Here is a 20490-nt window from a genome sequence, read left to right on the forward strand (position 1 = left end):
GTTTATAAGCGATAAATTTCATATTTATAAATCAAAAATCCATATGATAAAAATCTTTATTTGTGATACTTTGTATTGATATTAATTAAATAAAATATACAAATCAAAACTAAACATATCAATCGGAGATGGCGTGTCTAGAAAATTTATACTGTTTATCTTTTTTACTTTATCCGCATTTGCTCAAAGCAACTTCGAAAAAGCGGCCTTGAAATTTATGTTTCATGATGAAAGAGATCAAGAGGCGGCTTTGAAGCTTTGTAAAAAAGCGTGTGAAGAAGATCAAGTTGCGGCGGCTTGCTATATAGTTGCAAAAAAGCAAGAAGAAGGCTATATGCCTCAAGAAGATACCGGACAAATTTTTAAACTATATCAAAAGGCTTGCGATATGGGCGATATGGATGCTTGCAAAGCTATAGGCGATATATATAACGAAGGAAGAGGCGGTGTCGCAACAGATCATAAAAAAGCTCGCGAGATATACGAAAAGGTTTGTGAAGCGGGACTTGGCGACGCTTGCTTTGAATTTGGGCATTTTTATAAGCTTGATAAAGACTTCAAAAATGCCGTTAGGCTTTATGAATTTGCTTGCCAAAACGACTCTCCTTACGGTTGCTATATGCTTGCACAGATGTATGAAGGCTCAAAATCGGGTATTAAAAAAGATTTAAAAAGGTCATTAGTGTTTTTCATGCAAGCATGCGACGGGGGTATATACGAAGCTTGCGAGGATTCTGATCGCATAAGCAAAATCATAGGAGGTAATAGAAGATGAGAAAATTTATCGTTTTATTGTCGCTTGGGGTTTTGGTATATGCTCAAAGTAACTTTGAAAAGGCGGTTAAGAAATTTCTTTTCCACAACAGTAACTATGCAGTATCTTTAAACCTTTATGAAAAATCATGCCATGATGATAAAGTAGCCGCCGCTTGTAATATCGCGGGCATTATTTTAGGTAGTATGGGCGATCAAAATAGAGCCGATGAGTTATACAAAAAGGCTTGTGACATGGGCGATATGGACGCTTGTAAGACGGTTGGCGACATGTATAACGAAGGTTTTGGCGGTTTTGAGGTTGATTACGCTAAGGCTAGAGAGCTTTATGATAGATCTTGCAATGCCCAGATAAGCTCAGCTTGTATGATGCTTGCATATCATTATAATGGCGGCATAGGCGGGCTTAAGGAGGATCATAAAAAAGCTGCCGAGCTTTACGAGAAAGCTTGCAATATGGACAATCTGCAAGGATGCCTAACTATCGCCATTGTTTATAAAGATGGAAATGAAGAGATAAAAAGAGATATGAAAAAAGCAGCCGAATTTTACGGAAAGGCTTGCGATCTTGGGTATGATGAGGGGTGCGTCCAGTTTAGACGCTTAAGTAAAAATTAAAACAAGGAGAAGAGATGGTTAAAAAATTGATTTTAGTTGCTGCTTTGATAAGCGGCGTATTTGGTGCAAATTTGTTTGAGCAGGCGACAAAAAGATATGTCAAGGATAGTTATGATTCTACAGCTTCTATGGAGCTATATAAACGCTCTTGTGAAGATGAAAAGAACGCGGCTGCTTGCTATATATTTGCGCTTCAGCTTGAAAGAGGCGGTGTTTTAGACGATAACTCGACTGCTTACAAATCAAGCGATCTATACATAAAATCTTGCAATATGGGTGATATGGACGGTTGTAAGATAGTTGGAGATATGTATTATGACGGCTTAAATGACATGAAGCAAGATTACGCAAAAGCTATGGAATTTTATAGTAAGGCTTGCAAGGCTGATGTAAGCGATGCATGCTTAAAGGTCGGTACTCTTTATGATAGTGGACTTGGAGTGGAGTCAGACTTCAAAACCGCAGCCAAATACTACAAAATGGCTTGCGACGGTAAAAATAGCGATGGATGTTACAATTTAGCCGATATGTATGAAATGGGCGAAGGCGTTGAGAAAAACGTTAAAGAAGCGATGGAATTTTACGGTTTGGCGTGCGATTACGGCGCAAGTGACGCTTGCTCTAAATTTAGAAAACTATCTAAAACCGTAGATAAAAAATAAGCTTTTGTAATGAATATTTTAAGTGCTAAATTTCATAATTTATCCTTAAATTTAGTCTTTGTTTGTTACAATGAGATTCGTATTGTTAAAAAATAAGATTAAAATTCAAATTTAAGGGGAAAAGGATGAAAAAAACTATTTTTTGTCTGGCGACGGTTTGTTCTTTTGCGTTTTCTATGGGGTCGGGCAATCCTATGGAGCTTATTTCGCCTGATCCGATACTGGATGGCGAATATAAAAAATCGGTTGAAATTTTCCAAATTTCGTGCGAAAAAGGACATATGTACAACTGCTTTAACCTAGCAAATTTCTATGAACAAGGCAAAGGTGTCTTTAAAGACGAAAAAAAGGCTCTTGAAATTTACAAAAAAAGCTGCGAGAACAAGCTGGGCTTTGGATGTGGCGCCGTAGGTAGAATTTATGAAAAGGGCAACAGTGCCGTTCAAAAAGATATGAAGCTTGCGATAGAGGCTTATGAAAAGGGTTGCGCTCACGGCGATGATGTATCTTGCGTTAAAGCCGGATTTATATATAGTGAAGGCAAAGAGGTTACAAAGGATAATAAAAAAGCAATTGAGCTATTTGAAAAAGGCTGCAGATACGGTAATGAACAAGCCTGTAACTCTGCTAATGCTTTAAAATAAGTAATTTTATTTGACAAGAGGAATTTGCGCTTTGCAATAACCTCTTGTCACAATTAATTTTAAAATTTGAGCTACTTAAGCTATTAAATTTTATAAAATGACCGCAAAGATTAAATTTAAAAGTAAATTTCGTAATTAAACCTCGCAAAACAATCAAAAATACTTAAAATTTATATTTTATCAAGCTTAGCTAGATAGCTTTGGTTTTTTTAGAATTTTAAATCCTAATGCGCTAATCCTGTAGCAAGATTGATTTGTAGTTAAAGAAAATTTTTACAGCGATTTGTTTGTATCTGGGTCAAATCTCTATGCCTGCATAATTAAGATATCTGCATTAAATTTATGCTTTGAGGAGTAAACTAAGTAGTATAGCTAAATTTGATCGCTCAAATTTAGCGGCTTATGTAATGCAGGTTTGGCATGCAAGTAGCCAAACCCACCTTGAATCTAAAATAGACCTTTTATCAGATCTTTTACGATATCTTTGCCTTGATCTTTTGTATCTTGACCGCTTGAGCTTTCGGCACCATCAGCTTCAGGGCTTCCTTCTTGGTTTTTACCGCCAAGCTTTTTGTCTAAAAATCTATCAAGCTCTTTTAAGGCTTTATTTTTGATGTATTCAGAGCCTATGTTATATTTTGGATTGTCGCTTGTGCCCGTGATATCAATGGCGATATCCGTTTTTTCATAATTCATTTTTACTGGTATGTTTATAGCTTTTGTAGCCGTGTTAAATTTGCCGTTTGCTACATTTATATTGCTTCTTGTAGCGTTCATTTCGGCATTAAAATTTATCATTTGCTTATCGATCGTTCCATAAACTTTGCTGTTTTTATAAATTTCACTCGTTATGTCCCTGCCGGTAAATGTCATGAAATTTTCGGTAAATTTTGTCTTAGCAAGCCTTCCTTCATCTATAATCACGTCAAATTTGCCACTCTGGGTTTTAAGATCGTAGTTTGCATTCATGTCGCCAACTCCGTCATAAATGTGATCAAGCCCCAACAGATCCGTTAAGCCCTTAGTTGTAAATTTGCTTAGGTTTGCAACTAGCTTATCATTGTTTAAATTAGCTTTCAAATCCCCGTTAAACAGCTTTGATGTAACGTTTGCGGTTAAATTTTCGCCCTGTTTTTGCATGTCGCCTTTTAAATTTATATTTCCGTGCAGCACTCTGCCTGTTAAAAAGCTTATATTTTTAAGTTCAGGAATTTCAAGCTCAAAAACGCTTTTTAAGATATTTTGGTTGATATCAAAGCTTCCTTTTGTGTTTTTGACGGCTATTAAATTTGTATTATTGCTTGATATTAAATTTGCCAGCACATCAAAATTTGCTACACTTTTTTGCAAAGCTATATCGCTATTTGCGTTAAATTTAAGCCCTACTGGAAGCTTTTTTTCAAGCACTTTGCTAGCTTCGGCTTCATATACTACTCCGTTTTTAACGTTTGCTTTTATAGTTCCGTTTAGGTTTTTAGCGTCAAGTCCGTTTAGGTTGATATCGGCATTTAAAGTCGCATTTGCAAGCGGTTTTGAGCCTATGAGGATAAAAACGTCTTTAAGTAAAAGAGAATTTAAGCTGGCAACCAACTTCTCATCTTTTAAATTCGCCTTTATATTTCCGCCAAGCGCATTTCCGTCCACATTTAGACCTTTTAGCTGATTGTTAAGCAAGCTTACATCGCCGTTTATATCGACTTTACCCGCTAGTTTTTGACCGACTAGACTCTCAAGCTTGCCAAGATCATCGACATTTAGCGTAAATTTGCTATCAAGCGCTTTTTTATCTATATTGTAGCTGCCTTTTAGATTTTTTAAATTCATTAAATTTGAAAGCAGCGCCGCATCAAACTTCGCCTCTCCGTTTTTCACGTCCGCATCGGCGTTTAAAGTAAATGTTACGCCATTTGCTATATTTAAATTTGTGAGTTTTTTAAACTCGCCTGCGTTAAGTTTGCCGTTTTGAGTCGTTAGTTTAACGGAGCCTGCGATATTTTTGGTATTTTTTATATCGTTTAGCACCGCTTCTCCGTTTATAACTCCGCTTGCAAACGCAGGCAGAGCGGCTATTTTTATTAATTCGTCAAGCTTGAGCGAGTCGATTTTAGCTGTAAGCTTGTCGTTGTTTAAAACAGCCTTTACCGTGCCGCCAAACCCGTTTATGTCCGCATCTAAATTCTTAAGCTGATTTTGCGCAACGATCGTGTTGCCTTTTACATTTAGCGCGCCTGCGATCTTTTGCTTTATGATCGGCTCAAGTTTGGTTAAATCATCTACTACAAGCCTAAAATCACTGCTTAGAGTTTGAGAATTTATATCGTATATCGATTTTTCAATTCCTGCAACGGCAATAGGTGTTACAAAAGCGCTTTTTGCATTTACTATCCAGTCTTTAACATCTGCTTTAATTGCTCCTTTGAGGTTAAAATTCGCAGGCAGAGTGAGGTTAAAATCTTTTGCGATTAGGGCGTTATCGGTTAGTATATTTACGATATCTATGTTTGCCGTACCGTCAGGCTTGCCGCTGTTATCTTTTATATCTGCGGTTATATCGATCTTGCCGTTAGCGTAAATCGGCTTACCCGCTAGTGCAAGAGCTTTATCCACCTCTAAATTTTTAGCGTCTAGATTAAGAGCAAGCGGCTTAAATTCCTTGATGTCTGCGTTAAATTTAACGTTTGATCCAAGCAGGTTGCCCACGCCGTTAGCATTAAAGTCTTTAAATACACCTTTTACGAGTCCGGCAAAGAGCATTTTTTCTTTAAGCTCGACTCCAAGCGAGCGTAAATTCGCAACTTCCACATCGTATTTTAGATCAATACTTTGGCTAAATACAGAAAGCGTTCCGTTTGTGTTTAGCGTTATTTCATCATTTGCTTTAGCTACTATATCGATTGTGGTGGGGCGAATTTGAAATTTCTCAAATTTTACGTTATATCCGCTTTTTTCTTTAATAATATTTTCAACATAAGGCTTTACTATACCGTTTCCAAAGTCGGTGAATAAAACAGTATAGGCGCCGATAATCAAAACGACTATTAGCCCGAGCAAAACTACTAAAAATTTTTTCATGACTATCCTTTAAATTTAATTTATAAATTCATATAAGTTGAGTTTAACTAACTAAGAGTTTATTACAAATTTAGCTGAAATCATTGACAAATTTAAAAAACTATCATATAATTTCATCACTCAAAAAACAAGAGTGCTAAAAATTAATATTATACCAAAGGATGAATTATGAATTTTCAACCATTAGGCAAGCGTATCTTAGTTGAACGCCTTGAAGACGTTAAGACAACAGCAACAGGTATTATTATACCCGATAATGCAAAAGAAAAACCTTTAAGCGGTAAAGTTTTAGCGGTATCAAGCGAAATAGAAAACGTAAAAACAGGCGATGACGTGGTGTTTGGCAAATATGCCGGAACGGAGATAACGCTTGAAGGTAAAACTTATCTTGTGTTAAATTTAGATGACGTTTTGGGCGTTATTAAATAAAATTTGATTTTAAAAATTAATACTTAAGGAAAAGAAAATGGCAAAAGAGATATTTTTTTCAGATGAAGCTAGAAATAGACTATATGAAGGTGTTAGAAAGCTTAATGACGCCGTAAAAGTAACTATGGGACCACGCGGTAGAAACGTACTTATCCAAAAGAGTTTCGGCGCTCCTGCCATCACAAAAGACGGCGTTAGCGTAGCTAAAGAGGTTGAGTTAAAAGACGCACTTGAAAATATGGGCGCAGGGCTTGTAAGAGAAGTAGCAAGTAAAACGGCTGATGAAGCTGGTGACGGAACTACAACTGCTACGGTTTTAGCTAACGCTATATTTAAAGAGGGTCTTAGAAACATCACTGCAGGTGCAAATCCAATCGAAGTAAAACGCGGAATGGATAAAGAAGCGGCTGCTATCATAGCCGAGCTAAAAGCTATGGCTAGAAAAGTAACGGATAAAAAAGAGATAGCTCAAGTCGCTACAATTTCGGCAAATTCAGACGCTACGATAGGCGAATTGATAGCCGACGCGATGGAAAAAGTAGGCAAAGACGGCGTTATAACCGTTGAGGAAGCAAAATCAATCCATGATGAGCTAAATGTGGTTGAGGGTATGCAGTTTGACCGTGGATATCTAAGCCCATACTTCATCACAAACGCTGAAAAAATGCAAGTAGAGCTAAGCAATCCTTATATATTGCTATTCGATAAGAAGATTACAAATTTAAAAGATTTATTGCCTATTTTAGAGCAAATTCAAAAGACTGGTAAGCCGCTTTTAATCATAGCTGAAGATATCGAGGGAGAAGCTCTTGCGACTTTGGTTGTAAATAAACTTAGAGGCGTGCTAAATATCTCTGCCGTTAAAGCGCCTGGATTTGGAGATAGAAGAAAGGCGATGCTTGAAGATATCGCTATCTTAACAGGCGGTGAAGTGATAAGCGAAGAGCTTGGTAGAACGCTTGAAGGAGCAAATTTAAGCGATCTTGGACAAGCCTCAACCGTAGTTATCGATAAAGATAACACGACTATCGTAAACGGAGCGGGCGAAAAATCTTCTATAGATGCAAGAATAGCTCAAATCAAGGCTCAAATCGCAGAGACTACAAGTGATTATGATAAAGAAAAACTTCAAGAGCGTTTAGCCAAACTAAGCGGCGGTGTGGCTGTTATAAAAGTAGGTGCGGCAACGGAAACTGAGATGAAAGAGAAAAAAGACCGCGTAGATGACGCACTAAGTGCTACAAAAGCCGCTGTTGAAGAGGGTATCGTAATCGGCGGTGGCGCTGCGTTTATACAAGCAAGCTCCAGAGTAAAGCTTGATCTAAGCGGCGATGAGGCGATAGGTGCCGCTATCGTAAGACGCGCTTTAACTGCGCCGCTTCGCCAAATAGCTGAAAATGCAGGTTTTGATGCAGGTGTTGTTGCAAATGCGGTCAGCACAAGCAAAGATGCGAATTTCGGATTTAACGCAGCTACTGGCGAGTATGTAAATATGTTTGAAGCAGGCATCATAGACCCTGTTAAAGTTGAGCGTGTGGCGCTTCAAAACGCGGTTAGCGTTTCAAGCTTGCTTCTTACAACCGAAGCTACTATAAGCGAACTAAAAGAGGATAAGCCTGCAATGCCGGCAATGCCTGATATGGGCGGAATGGGTGGCATGGGCGGAATGATGTAATTTACTCTGCCTAATTTTATAATTTTCCTTCCCTTGCTTTTTTGCAAGGGAATTCTTCTTTTGTTTATACGATATTTCATGATTTAAATTCTAAAAATACATTATTGAGTTTTGTTTACAATTTATATATAATTTGTTTTCTATTGTACCTGAGTACAATATACTATTTTTTAAAAATTTAGTAAGATTCTTTTAAAATTTTAAATAATATAGAGGTGTAAAAATGCCAAATATAGTAGGTATAGTAAAAGAAATTTCAGGTTCTGTAGTTGTAAAAGACGAACTAGGAGTAGCAAGGACACTAAATTTAGGTGATGAAATATTGCTAGGAGAGAGCGTTGAAACGCTTGATGTCAAGTCCAAAGTCGTAATTTCTATGAAAGATGGCGAAGAGGTTGTTCTGGTAGGAGAAGATTTGCTTGTGCTTGATCAAAATTTCTTATCTTCACAAGGAATTTCAAATGTGTTTGCCAGTGCTGAGGACATTAGCGATCTTCAAAAAGCTATCATTGAAGGTAAAGATCTAAATACTCTTGAAGCTACGGCTGCGGGCGGCGGATCGATAGCCGGCGGCGAAGGAACAAGCTTAAGTTCTGAGAATTTTACGCACTCAGGAAGTATTAGTAATGTTTTTGAGGGATATGGAGATCTAGGCAGCCAAACCGGAGATTTTAGAACTTTTCAAGGAGGCGCAGCAAACGGCTCTCCTCAACAAGACAATACATTTTCTAATCAAGCAAATCCTAATCAGCCTGTTCCGCCAACGCCACTGCCTATTGAACCTCCTATGATTAAATTTATAGAGGATACAAATTTAGATAATGTTTTAAACAAAACAGAAAACGATAAAGACGGAAAACCTGCTGAAACTAGAGCCCATATAACTATACCGGACAGTGCCAAGGAAGGCGATATTTTAAATATTACTATTATAGATCCAAACGGAAATCGTATTCCGCAACCCCCGATAGTTTTAACTCCTGCTATCATAGCTGATGGTATAAAGCTAGATATTCCTGTGGAAAACGGCAAAAATTCATCTGTTGAAGCATCTATAAGAGGTTCTTTATATGGTAATGAATCAGGCACCGCAAAAGCTGATATATTAGTGGACACTACTCCTCCGGTAGCAGTTCCTCAAGTTGAATTTACTAAAGATAGCAACAATGATACTATACTAAATAGTAAAGAAAGTACAGGTGGTACCACAGAAGTTAAATTCACAGTTCCTTCTAATGCTCAAATAGGAGATAAATTAGTTATAACCATTGCAGAGCCAGGCAAAGAGAAGCGCACAGAAGAGATTGAGATAACTAAAGAGATAAAAGCCAATGGCATTACAAGAACTGTAGATGTAAGCGAAGGAGAGCTAACACAAGCTTCGGCTGTGATTGTAGATAAGGCCGGAAATATATCTGCTCCGGGAGCGGATGAAGTGACATTAGACACTACTCCTCCGGTAGCAGTTCCTCAAGTTGAATTTACTAAAGATAGCAACAATGATACTATACTAAATAGTAAAGAAAGTACAGGTGGTACCACAGAAGTTAAATTCACAGTTCCTTCTAATGCTCAAATAGGAGATAAATTAGTTATAACCATTGCAGAGCCAGGCAAAGAGAAGCGCACAGAAGAGATTGAGATAACTAAAGAGATAAAAGCCAATGGCATTACAAGAACTGTAGATGTAAGCGAAGGAGAGCTAACACAAGCTTCGGCTGTGATTGTAGATAAGGCCGGAAATATATCTGCTCCGGGAGCGGATGAAGTGACATTAGACACTACTCCTCCGGTAGCAGTTCCTGTGGTAACTTTTACAGCCGATATAGACAATAATACTTTCCTAGATAGAAGCGAAAATCCTGGCAGTACCACAGAAGTTAAATTCACAGTTCCTTCTAATGCTCAAATAGGAGATAAATTAGTTATAACCATTGCAGAGCCAGGCAAAGAGAAGCGCACAGAAGAGATTGAGATAACTAAAGAGATAAAAGCCAATGGCATTACAAGAACTGCAGAAGTAGGGGAAGACGAGCTAACACAAGCTTCAGCTGTGATTGTAGATAAGGCCGGAAATATATCTGCTCCGGGAGCGGATCAGGTGACATTAAACCACCTAGCTCCATCTAAGCCTACAGTAACATTTACATCCGATAAAGACGACAACGGATTGTTAAGCAAAACCGAAAATCCTGGCAAAACTACAGAAGTTAAATTCACAGTTCCTGCCGATGCTAAACTAGGGGACGAATTAGTTATAGCAATTAAAGAACCTGGTAAAGATGTATATAAAGAAAAGATTGAAATAACTGAAGACGTAAAGAATAACGGCATTACAAAAACCGTAGATGTAAGCGAAGGTAAGACAATAGAGGCTTCGGCTGTGATTGTGGATAAATCAGGCAAAGTATCTGAATTGGGCAAAGATGAAATAAAACCTTATCAAGATATAAAAGTAGAGATAGAGGTAGGACCTTCTAAGCAAGTAGTTATCGAAGATGCATCTAAATTTGCCAACCAAATGGGACTAGAGTCTAAATTTTATTTTGTTAAAAGCGGTGAAGCAAATATAATACATGATGGAATGAATTGGGGAAGTGAAGTTAACAGCGTGCAAGAGGCAAAAAGTTACATCCAACAAAGAGGCCATGATGCAGAATACAAGACAAATAAAATTGACTTTAACCCAGGCTCGGATCTGATTTCAAATAGCGATAGTATAGAAAACAGTCATCTGAAGAAATTCTTGGGCAATAATGCCAGTGATTTAAAAATCACGGATAATGGCGAATATGTTAATCAGCCCGATGTAACTGGCACAAGAGCCATAAATAAAATCTCTGGAAAGGTTTATCTTGAGGCCGGTAAACAATATACCTTTAAAGCAAATTCAGACGATGGCTTGGAAGTTATAATTAACGGTAAAAAATTGTTTGCCAATTATCCTAACCTGGAAAAAACTCATCCTGTAGAGACGGCTATTGATAATACTTTTCCTCCTGTTGAAAAAAGTGGATTTTATGACATAAGTTTAGTTCACTATGATATAGGATGGGGCTTTGCCGTTTTACAGTTATTTACCGTAGAAAACGGTAAGGATGTAGCTGTTGGAGACTATGCAAATGGTGGTCTTGGTCTGTTTAATGATACAACGGGCATAAGATTTGATAACGGCAAATTTGTAAAAGATACTGGCATGTATGAAACTATCATCACCGGTGAGCTTTATAAGGACAATCCTGGTACGCCTGTTGATGAATCAAATCCTGAACTAACTTTCTTTAAACAAAGTTCTGATGGAAGCAGAGTGGAGATAGGCAAGGTAACTGCAGGCGATAACGGAGAATATTCGTTTAAGTATGAGAGCAGTCAAAAGCCTGAGCAGGGAGATAAATTTATAGTCGAGTATCGCGATAGCAAAGGAAATCTATTAGCTGAAGATATTACAGCGCAAATGCATACCGGTAAGATGATGCAAGCTGAAGCTGATGTCGTCAAAACGGATGATATGGACGCTGATAGTAATCATAATAATTCGGATGATGTTAAATCTCAAGCAGACAATACAAAACAATTATTTAGCACAGATAGTAGTGAAACTATAGATATCAGTAAAGTAGCTAGTCTAAATTCAAATCCAAGCTCTTTTGAGTCATCAAATTTGGAAGCAAACCATAGCCAAAATCCTCTTAATAGCCTAAAACAGAGCGATGTGCTTGATGAAAAAGATCAAAACATGCTAGCCGGTACGTTAAAATCAGATAAAGCCGATGATGCTACTAAAGCTAACGAATCGGTAGGAAATAATCAAGATACCGCATCAAATGATGCGCAGGCGGGTACTTATATAGTTCCTATGCCAGAACAGCCTACAGACATCATATCTTAATTTTGATATTTAATCCAAAGGTAAAGTCTCGCTTTGCCTTTGGGTTTTTAAATTTTATGTACCAAAGTACAATATGTTAAATCTTTTTTACCTGATATAATCATATTAAATATTTTATAAACCAAATTTAAAGATAAAGTAATGGAAGAATCAACCGAGTTGTCCGAGTATCCTTTTAATATAAACGACATTAAAGATAATCAAGTTAATTTAGAAAAAGAAACTGATGATAGTTTATTTTTATTAAATGAAGACATAAAAACAGAATCTTTTACATTAGGATATTTTTCGAATCAGAATTTAGAAAATAATCAAATTTTAGATACTCAAGGGGTGTTTTTAAACGAAAGTAGTTTTGTGCAATCAGGGCACTTAACCGGAGTTCAAGCAGAATTTAATGATAGTATAATCAATGAACATTTCAGCAAAGAAAATTTTGTATTTTATGGATCTGATGTTTTTTATAGTTTGAACCAAAAAGCTTTCATTATTGATCAGCTCGGTTTTAAGCTTGATACAAACAAACCATTGCCGACTATAAACATAGAGAGAATTACAGACGACTCAAGAGTACTTGATATGAAGAGGTGTCTTTGTTAGTTGGGTGTTGCTTGAAGAATTTCACAGCTAGAATAGTCTAATATACAAAGAGATATAAGGAGATAGAGAGATATAGGTCTAAAATTTGAAATTAAAGATAAATATAAGGTATTCATGAAATATAGTTTTACTAAGATAACAGATAAGGTGGAGGGAGTGAAAATAGTTCTATAAAATATGAAAACAATTCTACGCTGGATACTGTAGCAAATAGTGTTAAGATAGATGTCGATAAGGATATACTTACCGATTTTATTTGAATATAAATTAGAATTTGCATGTTTATTAAATTTTAATTTATGTTTTATTAATGATAGTGTAAAATTTTATTAATTTAGAAATTTAATAGGAAAATAGAAAGATGAAAAAAGAAGCGTTAGACGTAACTACAGATAAAAATTTAGAAAACATCGATGATGTAAAAGTTGCCGAATATAAGGCCGGTAAAAATTTAAAAAAAATAAATCCAAAAAACACGCAAAACAAAGTAATTGATGAAAGTGTTGAAAAACAGTTTTTTGATAACGAACACCTTAAGGGTATTGAAGCAACTATAAGTGTTCAAAGCAAAACAGAATCTCAAAAAACAAATAATGAATATTTACATACTTCAAAAAGTGCATTTTTAAGTCAAAATAGTTTTATTAAGTCCGGTCATTCTAGCAATGTATATACTACTTATGAAGAGCAAGAGAGTATATATTCGGTTGATAAAGAGCTATTGGTAACAAACACTGATAATAAGACTCACATAGCTGAGTATAACTTTGAGCAAAAAGATCAAAATCAAAATACATACAATAGAAATTTCTTAGGAACTATTTATAATGATACATTGATCGGTGACTATGGAGACGACTTTATGGATGGCGGTCTTGGCGATGACTATATTTACGGCAAAGAAGGCAATGATGGCATAAGAGGCGGTCTTGGTAACGACAAAATTTATGGCGGTCTTGGAAATGATGAGCTTCATGGTGATGAAGGAGATGACATGATCGATGGAAGCCTTGGAGACGATTTTATAGACGGTGGAGCCGGTAATGATGATTTGTCGGGAGGAAAAGGCAACGACAATATTCAAGGTGGTGCCGGTTATGATCATATATTTGGCGGCGATGGTAATGATATTCTTTTTGGAAATGAAGGTAGTGATCAAATATTTGGAGAAAGAGGCGATGATCAAATTTTAGGAGGGGAAGGCAATGATTATATATGGGGTGGTCTGGGCGATGATGTGATATCTGGCGGAGACGGTAACGACCAGATAGTTGGTGACGAAGGAAGAGATGTTTTAAATGGTGGAAATGGTAACGATACTATATTTGGAGAAAATGGAGATGACCAGATAAATGGCGCATCTGGCGATGATACAATTTATGGTGGATTTGGCGATGATGTAGTATGGGGAGAGATAGGCGATGATAAAATTTTAGGAAATGACGGCGATGATAAATTATATGGCGGAGATGGAAGAGATAAGATAAGTGGCGGTGACGGAGATGACCATATAGAAGGCGGAGCTGACGAAGATGTATTAAACGGAGATGCCGACAATGACAAAATTTGGGGCGGAGGAGGAGATGATTATCTATACGGAGGAAGCGGAAAAGATACTCTTCATGGAGATTTTGGAGATGATAAAATTTGGGGCGAAACCGGAGATGACACTCTTTACGGAGGATCCGGTAATGATTTTTTGGACGGTGGTGATGGCAATGATGTTATCATGGGAAATGACGGCGATGATGAAATAAGCGGTGGCGACGGCAAAGACTATATATGTGGACAATTAGGACTAGATGTTATATTTGGCGGTGATGGAGACGATACTATAATCGGAAGCTTGGATGATGAAAGGCTTGACGGAGGAGATGGCAATGACACTCTAAGGATTATTCCGGATTCTGCTGATAGTGATGATTTTTTGGGTGATTTAACTATAAATTTCAACTCTTTATCATCAAATATGATAAATAATTTTGAAAATTTGGATTTAGGTAATGGCAGTAACGTTACCAGGATTAAAAATTTAACTGCTGATCAAGTGCTTGACATAACAGACTCTTTGGATACTGTGTTAAAAATATTAGGTGATAGTAAAGATACTGTTAGCCTTAAAGGTTTTACGAAGTCTGCTGATCAAATAGGTGTTGATGAAGGGTTCATAAGATATGAAAGCAATACTGTTTTTATCGATATTCAAAAAGATATTAATGTAGATCATATAATGTAATGTAATAAAATTCTATTTTTAAAATTATAAGATATTGAATAGAGTAATAGAATATATTAGAGTAATTTGTCTATAATTTATTTAGTACAATATTTTATTTATAGTGCTTTTATTTGAAGCGCAAATAGTATTTTGTGATATATCCTTGTATATAGCTTACTTGGATCTTACTAGATTAATTTTTAATAATTCAAAATAATATTTAATCAGGGGAGTAGCTATCGATTTTTTTAGAGATCAATATTGATTAATGCCTTAAATTTATAGTTTTTTAGCTTTAATTTTTATTTTATATGGCAATTAAAGTAATTAAAATTAAGAGTATGTCAAATACAAATAAGAAATAGTTGCATACGGGTATTGTTATTAGATGTTTTTAATCCTGTTTGAGTTCTTTTTAAAATTTAACTTTTTATCTACTTTGTTATTTTTTACTTAAATAAATCTTAATTGGTTGTAAATAATATCTCTATTAATCCCTATTTAATCGTGCTTTCTTTTGAAGTTATTAAACAACCTTACAATCTATTTTTATAATTTTAAACATATATATGCAAACACAAAATAAACTAAATGAGTAGAGAAACGGTAGAATTTCTACTATGTTTACACTTCCTCACGTTAAATCCGCAAGCGAATATCCAGAGCTTTTAGCCGATATAAAAGGTAAATTTGATAGCTCTTATGATAGCGATGTAAAATGCGAATACGTAACGCTTAAATTTGACAAGCAAGAAAGGATAAGAAAATGGCTAAATCATTAGTAAGAAATCAAATAGCAGGCAGAACCTTTGGCTTTGCAGTTCCTGCCGACGGAGCAACGGCTAAAACTTTTTGTGATAATCACTTAGAGGGAATTTACAACATTTATGAAGTTGAAAGCACTTCAGGTAATGAAGTAGAAGCAAGCGTGTTAAGGGTAACTGTTACGGGCAAGAATGAAATTGATTGGGACGCATACCCTATACTGCACAATATTATTTATAATTATATTCTAAGGCTTACTTAAGTATACTACCAAGATATAATTTAAATAAATTTAGTATCACTTATAAAGTTTTTTATTTTTGTAAGGTTTTTTTGTGTGAAAAAGATATTGTTAGTGTTTGGTACCAGACCCGAAGCTATAAAGATGGCTCCTCTTGTAAAAGTTTTAGAAAAAGAGCCAAATTTAGAGATAAGAGTTTGTGTTACGGCTCAACATAGACAGATGCTCGATCAGGTGCTTGAAATTTTTGATATAAAACCTGATTATGATTTGAATATAATGAAACAAGGGCAGGATTTATATGATATAACGTCTGCTATTATGTTTAAAATTAGAGATGTGCTGGATGATTTTAAGCCAAATTTGGTTTTGGTGCATGGAGACACTACTACGGCTAGTGCGGCTTCTTTAGCTGCATTTTATAAAATGATTGAAGTTGCTCATGTAGAAGCCGGTCTTAGAACAGGCAATATATATTCTCCCTTTCCCGAAGAAGTAAATAGGCAAATAGTAGGAGCTATTGCAAGTTATCATTTTGCCCCTACAGACTTATCAAAAAAAAATCTTTTGAAAGAAAATAAAGATGAAAAAAGTATTATAGTCACTGGCAATACTGTAATTGATGCTCTTTTTTTGATTATAAATAAAATTGATCAAGACAATGTTTTTAAAGAGAGTCTTATAAATTCTATTTTAGAAAAATATGATATTTGCCACGATAGAAAAATAATACTTGTAACCGGACATAGAAGAGAAAATTTTGGTGATGGATTTATCAATATTTGCGAGGCTTTAAAAGAGATTGCAATTAAAAATCCTGATGTTGATATTGTATACCCTGTTCATCTTAATCCAAATGTACAAAAACCTGTGAATAAAATTTTATCTAAGAGTAAAAATATATATCTTATTGAACCGCTTAAATATCATGAATTTATATATCTTGTAAATAGAGCGTATTTTGTAATAACTGATAGCGGTGGTATCCAAGAAGAAGCACCTAGTCTAGGTAAACCTGTTTTAGTTACAAGAGATACCACAGAAAGACCCGAGGCGTTAGAGTCAGGAACTGTTAGGCTTGTTGGAACTGATAAGGAAAATATAATCTTTGAATCACAAAAGTTACTTGACGATAGAAACGCTTATGAAGTTATGAGCAAATCCTATAATCCTTATGGAGATGGAAAAGCTTGTTCTAAAATAGTAGAATTTATAAAGAACATAAAATAGGAATATCAATGATAAAAAAAGTTTGTGTAATTGGGCTTGGATATATAGGTCTTCCTACCGCAGCTTTGCTGGCAAGTAGAGGATATTGGATACATGGTGTGGATGTGATAAAAAATATTGTAGATACTATCAATCAAGGGAAAATCCATATTGTCGAACCGGAGCTCGATACTTTTGTGCAAGGCGCTGTTAAAAGCGGTAGGCTAAGAGCCGATTTAAAACCGGATTATTCAGATGTTTTTATTATAGCTGTTCCGACTCCTTTTAAAGATAATTTTATTCCGAATTTAGACTATGTAGTAAGTGCCGCAATATCAATATCTCCTTATTTAAGAGACGAGAATATAGTTATTTTAGAATCAACATCCCCTGTGGGAACAACTGAACTTGTAAAAAAAACTTTACAAGAAAACGGAGTTGACACGAATAAGATTTATATAGCACATTGCCCAGAGAGAGTTTTGCCTGGTTGTATTATGAAAGAACTTGTTCAAAATGATAGGATAGTAGGAGGGCTTACACCCGAAGCTACTAAAAAAACAGTAGATTTTTATAAAAGTTTTGTTGAAGGCGAAGTTTTAAGTACTGATGCTAGAACGGCTGAAATGGCTAAACTAACTGAAAATTCGTTTCGTGATGTAAATATAGCATTTGCTAACGAACTTAGTATACTTTGTGATAAATTTGGTATTGATGTTTGGGAACTTATTAGTCTGGCTAATCGCCATCCACGTGTAAATATTTTAAGTCCTGGGGCAGGAGTTGGCGGGCATTGTATTGCTGTAGATCCTTGGTTTATTGTTCATGCCGGAGGCAGTGACGCTAATTTAATTCGTACTGCTCGTGAAGTAAATAATTATAAAACTCAATGGATTATAGAAAATATAAAAAGTGCTTCTTTCAAATTTGAATTAGAGAATAATAAAAAACCGATAATCGCATGCATGGGAATTGCGTTTAAGCCCAATATTGATGATTTACGTGAATCGCCGGCTCTTTTTATCGCAAAAACTCTTATTGCCGAAGGTCTTGATATTGTTGCTGTTGAACCAAATATTAAAATGCATAATGAATTAAGACTTATAGACTGCAAAGAAGCTGCACAAAAGGCTGATATAGTTGTATTCTTAGTAAACCATAAAGAATTTAAAAATTTAGCCGTTAAAAATATAGCAATTGATTTTTGTGGGGTTAAAAATGATTGATACTTTAAAATTAATAGGCAGAAGTAGCGAGCTTTTTGTGGAGGATATAAAACAGCGCGAGAGTGAAATTGTAAATATTATAAATAACGCGTCTTTTTTAGTTATTGGTGGCGCCGGTTCGATAGGTTCAGCTGTTGTTAAAGAGATTTTTAAACGAAATCCTAAAAGTCTTCATGTCGTAGATATCTCAGAAAATAACTTAGTCGAACTGGTTAGAGATATCAGAAGTTCTTTCGGTTATATAAAAGGTGAATTTGCTACATTTGCACTTGATGTCGGTAGTGAAATTTTTGATGCTCTTATAAAGTTAAACCGATATGACTATGTATTAAATTTGTCCGCCTTAAAACATGTAAGAAGCGAAAAAGATCCATTTACGCTTATGCGTTTAGTCGACGTAAATATTTTTAACACTAATAAAACCATCATTCAAAGCAAAAATATAGGGGCTAAAAAGTACTTTTGTGTTAGTACAGATAAGGCAGCAAATCCTGTGAATATGATGGGCGCTAGCAAGAGGATCATGGAGCTTTTTGCTCTGTCTCACTCGAGTGAGATAAAAATTTCAATGGCACGCTTTGCAAATGTTGCATTTAGCGACGGAAGTTTACTTCACGGACTTAATGAGCGTATTAAAAAACTTCAGCCGATTGTTGCTCCAAATAACATAAAGCGATACTTTGTAACCCCCAAAGAGAGTGGTGAATTATGTCTTTTAAGCACTATTTTTGGGGAGAGTATGGATATATTTTTCCCAAAGCTTAGTCAAAAATTACACTTAATTGGTTTTGACGAGATTGTTGTAAGATATCTACAAAATTTAGGCTATGAGCCTTTTTTATGTGTTGATGAGGACGAGGCTAGATTACGAGCAAAAGATCTGGCAAAGTCTAAAAAATGGGCTTGTTTGTTTAGCCCAAGCGATACTACAGGAGAAAAAGACTTTGAGGAGTTTTATACAGACAAAGAAGTTCTTGATATGGACACCTTTGAAAGTATCGGTGTCATAAAAAACAGCTTAAAGTGTAAGCCTGAAAAACTAGCAAAATTTGAAGCAAGCATAAAGGCGCTAAAGGATCGCGGGTCTTGGAGTAAAAGTGAAATTTTAGATCAATTTTATGAGATTTTACCTGATTTTTCTCATAAAGAGACAGGTAGATATCTTGATGATAAGATGTAGGAAAATACAATGAAAACTAAATTTGACGAGATTTTGGCTTTTATAAGAAGCACTTTTCAAAGCGATGATTTTATTCCACTTCATGAGCCAAAATTTATAGGAAATGAAAAGAGATATCTAAATGAATGTATCGACAGTGGTTTTGTTTCCAGTGTAGGGAAATTTGTTGAAGTTTTTGAGCAAAAATTAGCATATTTTACAGGTGCAAAATATGCTATAGCAACCTCAAATGGGACATCTGCACTGCATGCCGCACTTATTGTAGCGGGAGTTAAAGAATGTGATGAAGTTATCACTCAGCCACTTAGCTTTGTGGCTACTGCAAATGCCATAAGATATTGTGGAGCAAGACCTATCTTTTTAGATGTTAGTCTTGAAAATTTGGGACTTAGCGTGGAAAGCCTAGAAAAGTTTTTAGCACAAAATTGCGAACTTAAAAATGGATTTTGTGTAAATAGGGCTACAAAAAATATCGTGCGTGCCTGTGTTCCAATGCACACATTTGGTCTAATGTGTGATATTTCAGCCATTAAAGAGATTTGTGAGAAATGGCATATTGTCCTAGTGGAGGATGCGGCAGAGAGTTTAGGAAGCTATTTTAAGGGAATACATAGCGGTAATTTTGGTATTTTGGGAGCTTTTTCGTTTAATGGTAACAAAGTTATTACAAGTGGCGGCGGAGGCGCTATCATAACAAATGACGAGAACTTGGCCTGCCTAGCAAAGCATATTACGACTACAGCCAAAGTTCCACACGCATATGAGTATGTACATGATATGGTTGGTTTTAACTACCGCATGCCAAACCTTAATGCAGCTCTTCTTGTTGCCCAGCTTGAAAATTTGGAACTGTTTTTAAATTTAAAGCGTAAGTTACACGAAACATATACTAAATTCTTTGCAAAATTTGACGGTGTGAGACTGATTGGAGAAATGGATGGTGCATACTCAAACTACTGGCTAAATGCATTACTTTTTGATGATCCAAAAGACAAAGCAGAGTTTTTAGAAATTTCGAACATAAATGGCGTAATGACTCGCCCTATTTGGCGTCTTTTAAGTGAGCTTGATATGTTTAAAACGTTTCAAACTGACGAGCTAACAAACGCCAAATTTTTACAAGAGCGCATTGTAAATATTCCTAGCTCAGTGATAGTATGAAAATAAGTAAAAATAATATGAAAGAAAGAGTAGTTTTAGTTGAAGCAGGTAGATATATTAAAATTTATATTAGGTTTATAAAGCTTTATGACTATTTTTTGCAGAATAAGTTTATTGATATTTTTAA

Annotated in this window: 16 protein-coding genes; 15 read left to right on the forward strand and 1 reads right to left on the reverse strand. The window is 35.6% G+C overall.

Features of this window, described 5'->3' with window-relative positions; genetic code table 11:
- Window positions 1-133: 133 nt before the first annotated feature.
- The 4 genes from CORI_RS03845 to CORI_RS03860 all read left to right on the forward strand — a co-directional run bounded on the left by CORI_RS03845 (window position 134) and on the right by CORI_RS03860 (window position 2698).
- Window positions 134-775 (forward strand): tetratricopeptide repeat protein, encoded by a 642-nt coding sequence (locus CORI_RS03845; RefSeq protein WP_173030877.1) that lies wholly within the window; start codon window positions 134-136, stop codon window positions 773-775.
- Window positions 772-1392, forward strand: a complete 621-nt coding sequence (locus CORI_RS03850) for a tetratricopeptide repeat protein (RefSeq protein ID WP_173030878.1) — start codon at window positions 772-774, stop codon at window positions 1390-1392. Before CORI_RS03845 ends, CORI_RS03850 begins: the two co-directional genes overlap by 4 nt.
- 14 nt (window positions 1393-1406) lie before the next feature.
- Window positions 1407-2054 carry a tetratricopeptide repeat protein gene (locus CORI_RS03855; RefSeq protein ID WP_173030879.1) on the forward strand — a complete coding sequence of 216 codons (648 nt, stop codon included), beginning with the start codon at window positions 1407-1409 and terminating at the stop codon, window positions 2052-2054.
- Window positions 2055-2179: 125 nt separating this feature from the next.
- Window positions 2180-2698 carry a tetratricopeptide repeat protein gene (locus CORI_RS03860; protein WP_169943143.1) on the forward strand — a complete coding sequence of 173 codons (519 nt, stop codon included), beginning with the start codon at window positions 2180-2182 and terminating at the stop codon, window positions 2696-2698.
- A gap of 447 nt (window positions 2699-3145) precedes the next feature.
- Here the strand turns inward: CORI_RS03860 and CORI_RS03865 are convergent, their stop codons facing one another.
- A complete protein-coding gene (locus CORI_RS03865) occupies window positions 3146-5770 on the reverse strand; it encodes a hypothetical protein (RefSeq protein ID WP_173030880.1) in 2625 nt (874 codons plus the stop codon).
- A 168-nt stretch (window positions 5771-5938) separates the two neighbouring features.
- Between CORI_RS03865 and groES the strand changes: the two genes are divergently transcribed.
- From groES to CORI_RS03920, 11 genes are all read left to right on the forward strand, one after another.
- Window positions 5939-6199, forward strand: a complete 261-nt coding sequence (groES, locus tag CORI_RS03870; protein ID WP_169973753.1) for a co-chaperone GroES — start codon at window positions 5939-5941, stop codon at window positions 6197-6199.
- 37 nt (window positions 6200-6236) lie between these two features.
- The gene (gene groL / locus CORI_RS03875; protein ID WP_173030881.1) at window positions 6237-7874 is read left to right on the forward strand and encodes a chaperonin GroEL; all 1638 of its coding nucleotides are present in this window, start codon (window positions 6237-6239) and stop codon (window positions 7872-7874) included.
- Window positions 7875-8097: 223 nt separating this feature from the next.
- A complete protein-coding gene (locus CORI_RS03880) occupies window positions 8098-11763 on the forward strand; it encodes a retention module-containing protein (RefSeq protein ID WP_173030882.1) in 3666 nt (1221 codons plus the stop codon).
- A 141-nt stretch (window positions 11764-11904) separates the two neighbouring features.
- On the forward strand, window positions 11905-12363 hold the full coding sequence (locus CORI_RS03885; protein ID WP_173030883.1) for a hypothetical protein: 459 nt from the start codon (window positions 11905-11907) through the stop codon (window positions 12361-12363).
- Between the two features lie 361 nt (window positions 12364-12724).
- Window positions 12725-14599: a calcium-binding protein gene (locus CORI_RS10780; RefSeq protein ID WP_173030884.1), complete on the forward strand. Its 1875-nt coding sequence runs from the start codon at window positions 12725-12727 to the stop codon at window positions 14597-14599.
- 602 nt (window positions 14600-15201) lie between these two features.
- Entirely contained in the window at window positions 15202-15363 is a 162-nt protein-coding gene (locus CORI_RS03895; RefSeq protein WP_173030885.1) for a hypothetical protein, read from the forward strand.
- Complete coding sequence (locus tag CORI_RS03900; protein ID WP_216842255.1) at window positions 15348-15608, forward strand: hypothetical protein; 261 nt, start codon at window positions 15348-15350, stop codon at window positions 15606-15608. Before CORI_RS03895 ends, CORI_RS03900 begins: the two co-directional genes overlap by 16 nt.
- Window positions 15609-15683: 75 nt before the next feature.
- Window positions 15684-16817: a non-hydrolyzing UDP-N-acetylglucosamine 2-epimerase gene (wecB, locus tag CORI_RS03905; RefSeq protein WP_173030886.1), complete on the forward strand. Its 1134-nt coding sequence runs from the start codon at window positions 15684-15686 to the stop codon at window positions 16815-16817.
- A gap of 8 nt (window positions 16818-16825) precedes the next feature.
- Window positions 16826-18022 (forward strand): UDP-N-acetyl-D-mannosamine dehydrogenase, encoded by a 1197-nt coding sequence (wecC, locus tag CORI_RS03910; RefSeq protein WP_173030887.1) that lies wholly within the window; start codon window positions 16826-16828, stop codon window positions 18020-18022.
- The gene (locus CORI_RS03915; protein WP_173030888.1) at window positions 18015-19202 is read left to right on the forward strand and encodes a UDP-N-acetylglucosamine 4,6-dehydratase; all 1188 of its coding nucleotides are present in this window, start codon (window positions 18015-18017) and stop codon (window positions 19200-19202) included. Before wecC ends, CORI_RS03915 begins: the two co-directional genes overlap by 8 nt.
- Before the next feature lie 9 nt (window positions 19203-19211).
- Window positions 19212-20363 carry a LegC family aminotransferase gene (locus tag CORI_RS03920; protein WP_173030889.1) on the forward strand — a complete coding sequence of 384 codons (1152 nt, stop codon included), beginning with the start codon at window positions 19212-19214 and terminating at the stop codon, window positions 20361-20363.
- Window positions 20364-20490 lie beyond the last annotated feature (127 nt).

The organism is Campylobacter sp. CCUG 57310 (genome assembly GCF_013201975.1).
Taxonomy (GTDB): Bacteria; Campylobacterota; Campylobacteria; order Campylobacterales; family Campylobacteraceae; genus Campylobacter_A; species Campylobacter_A canis.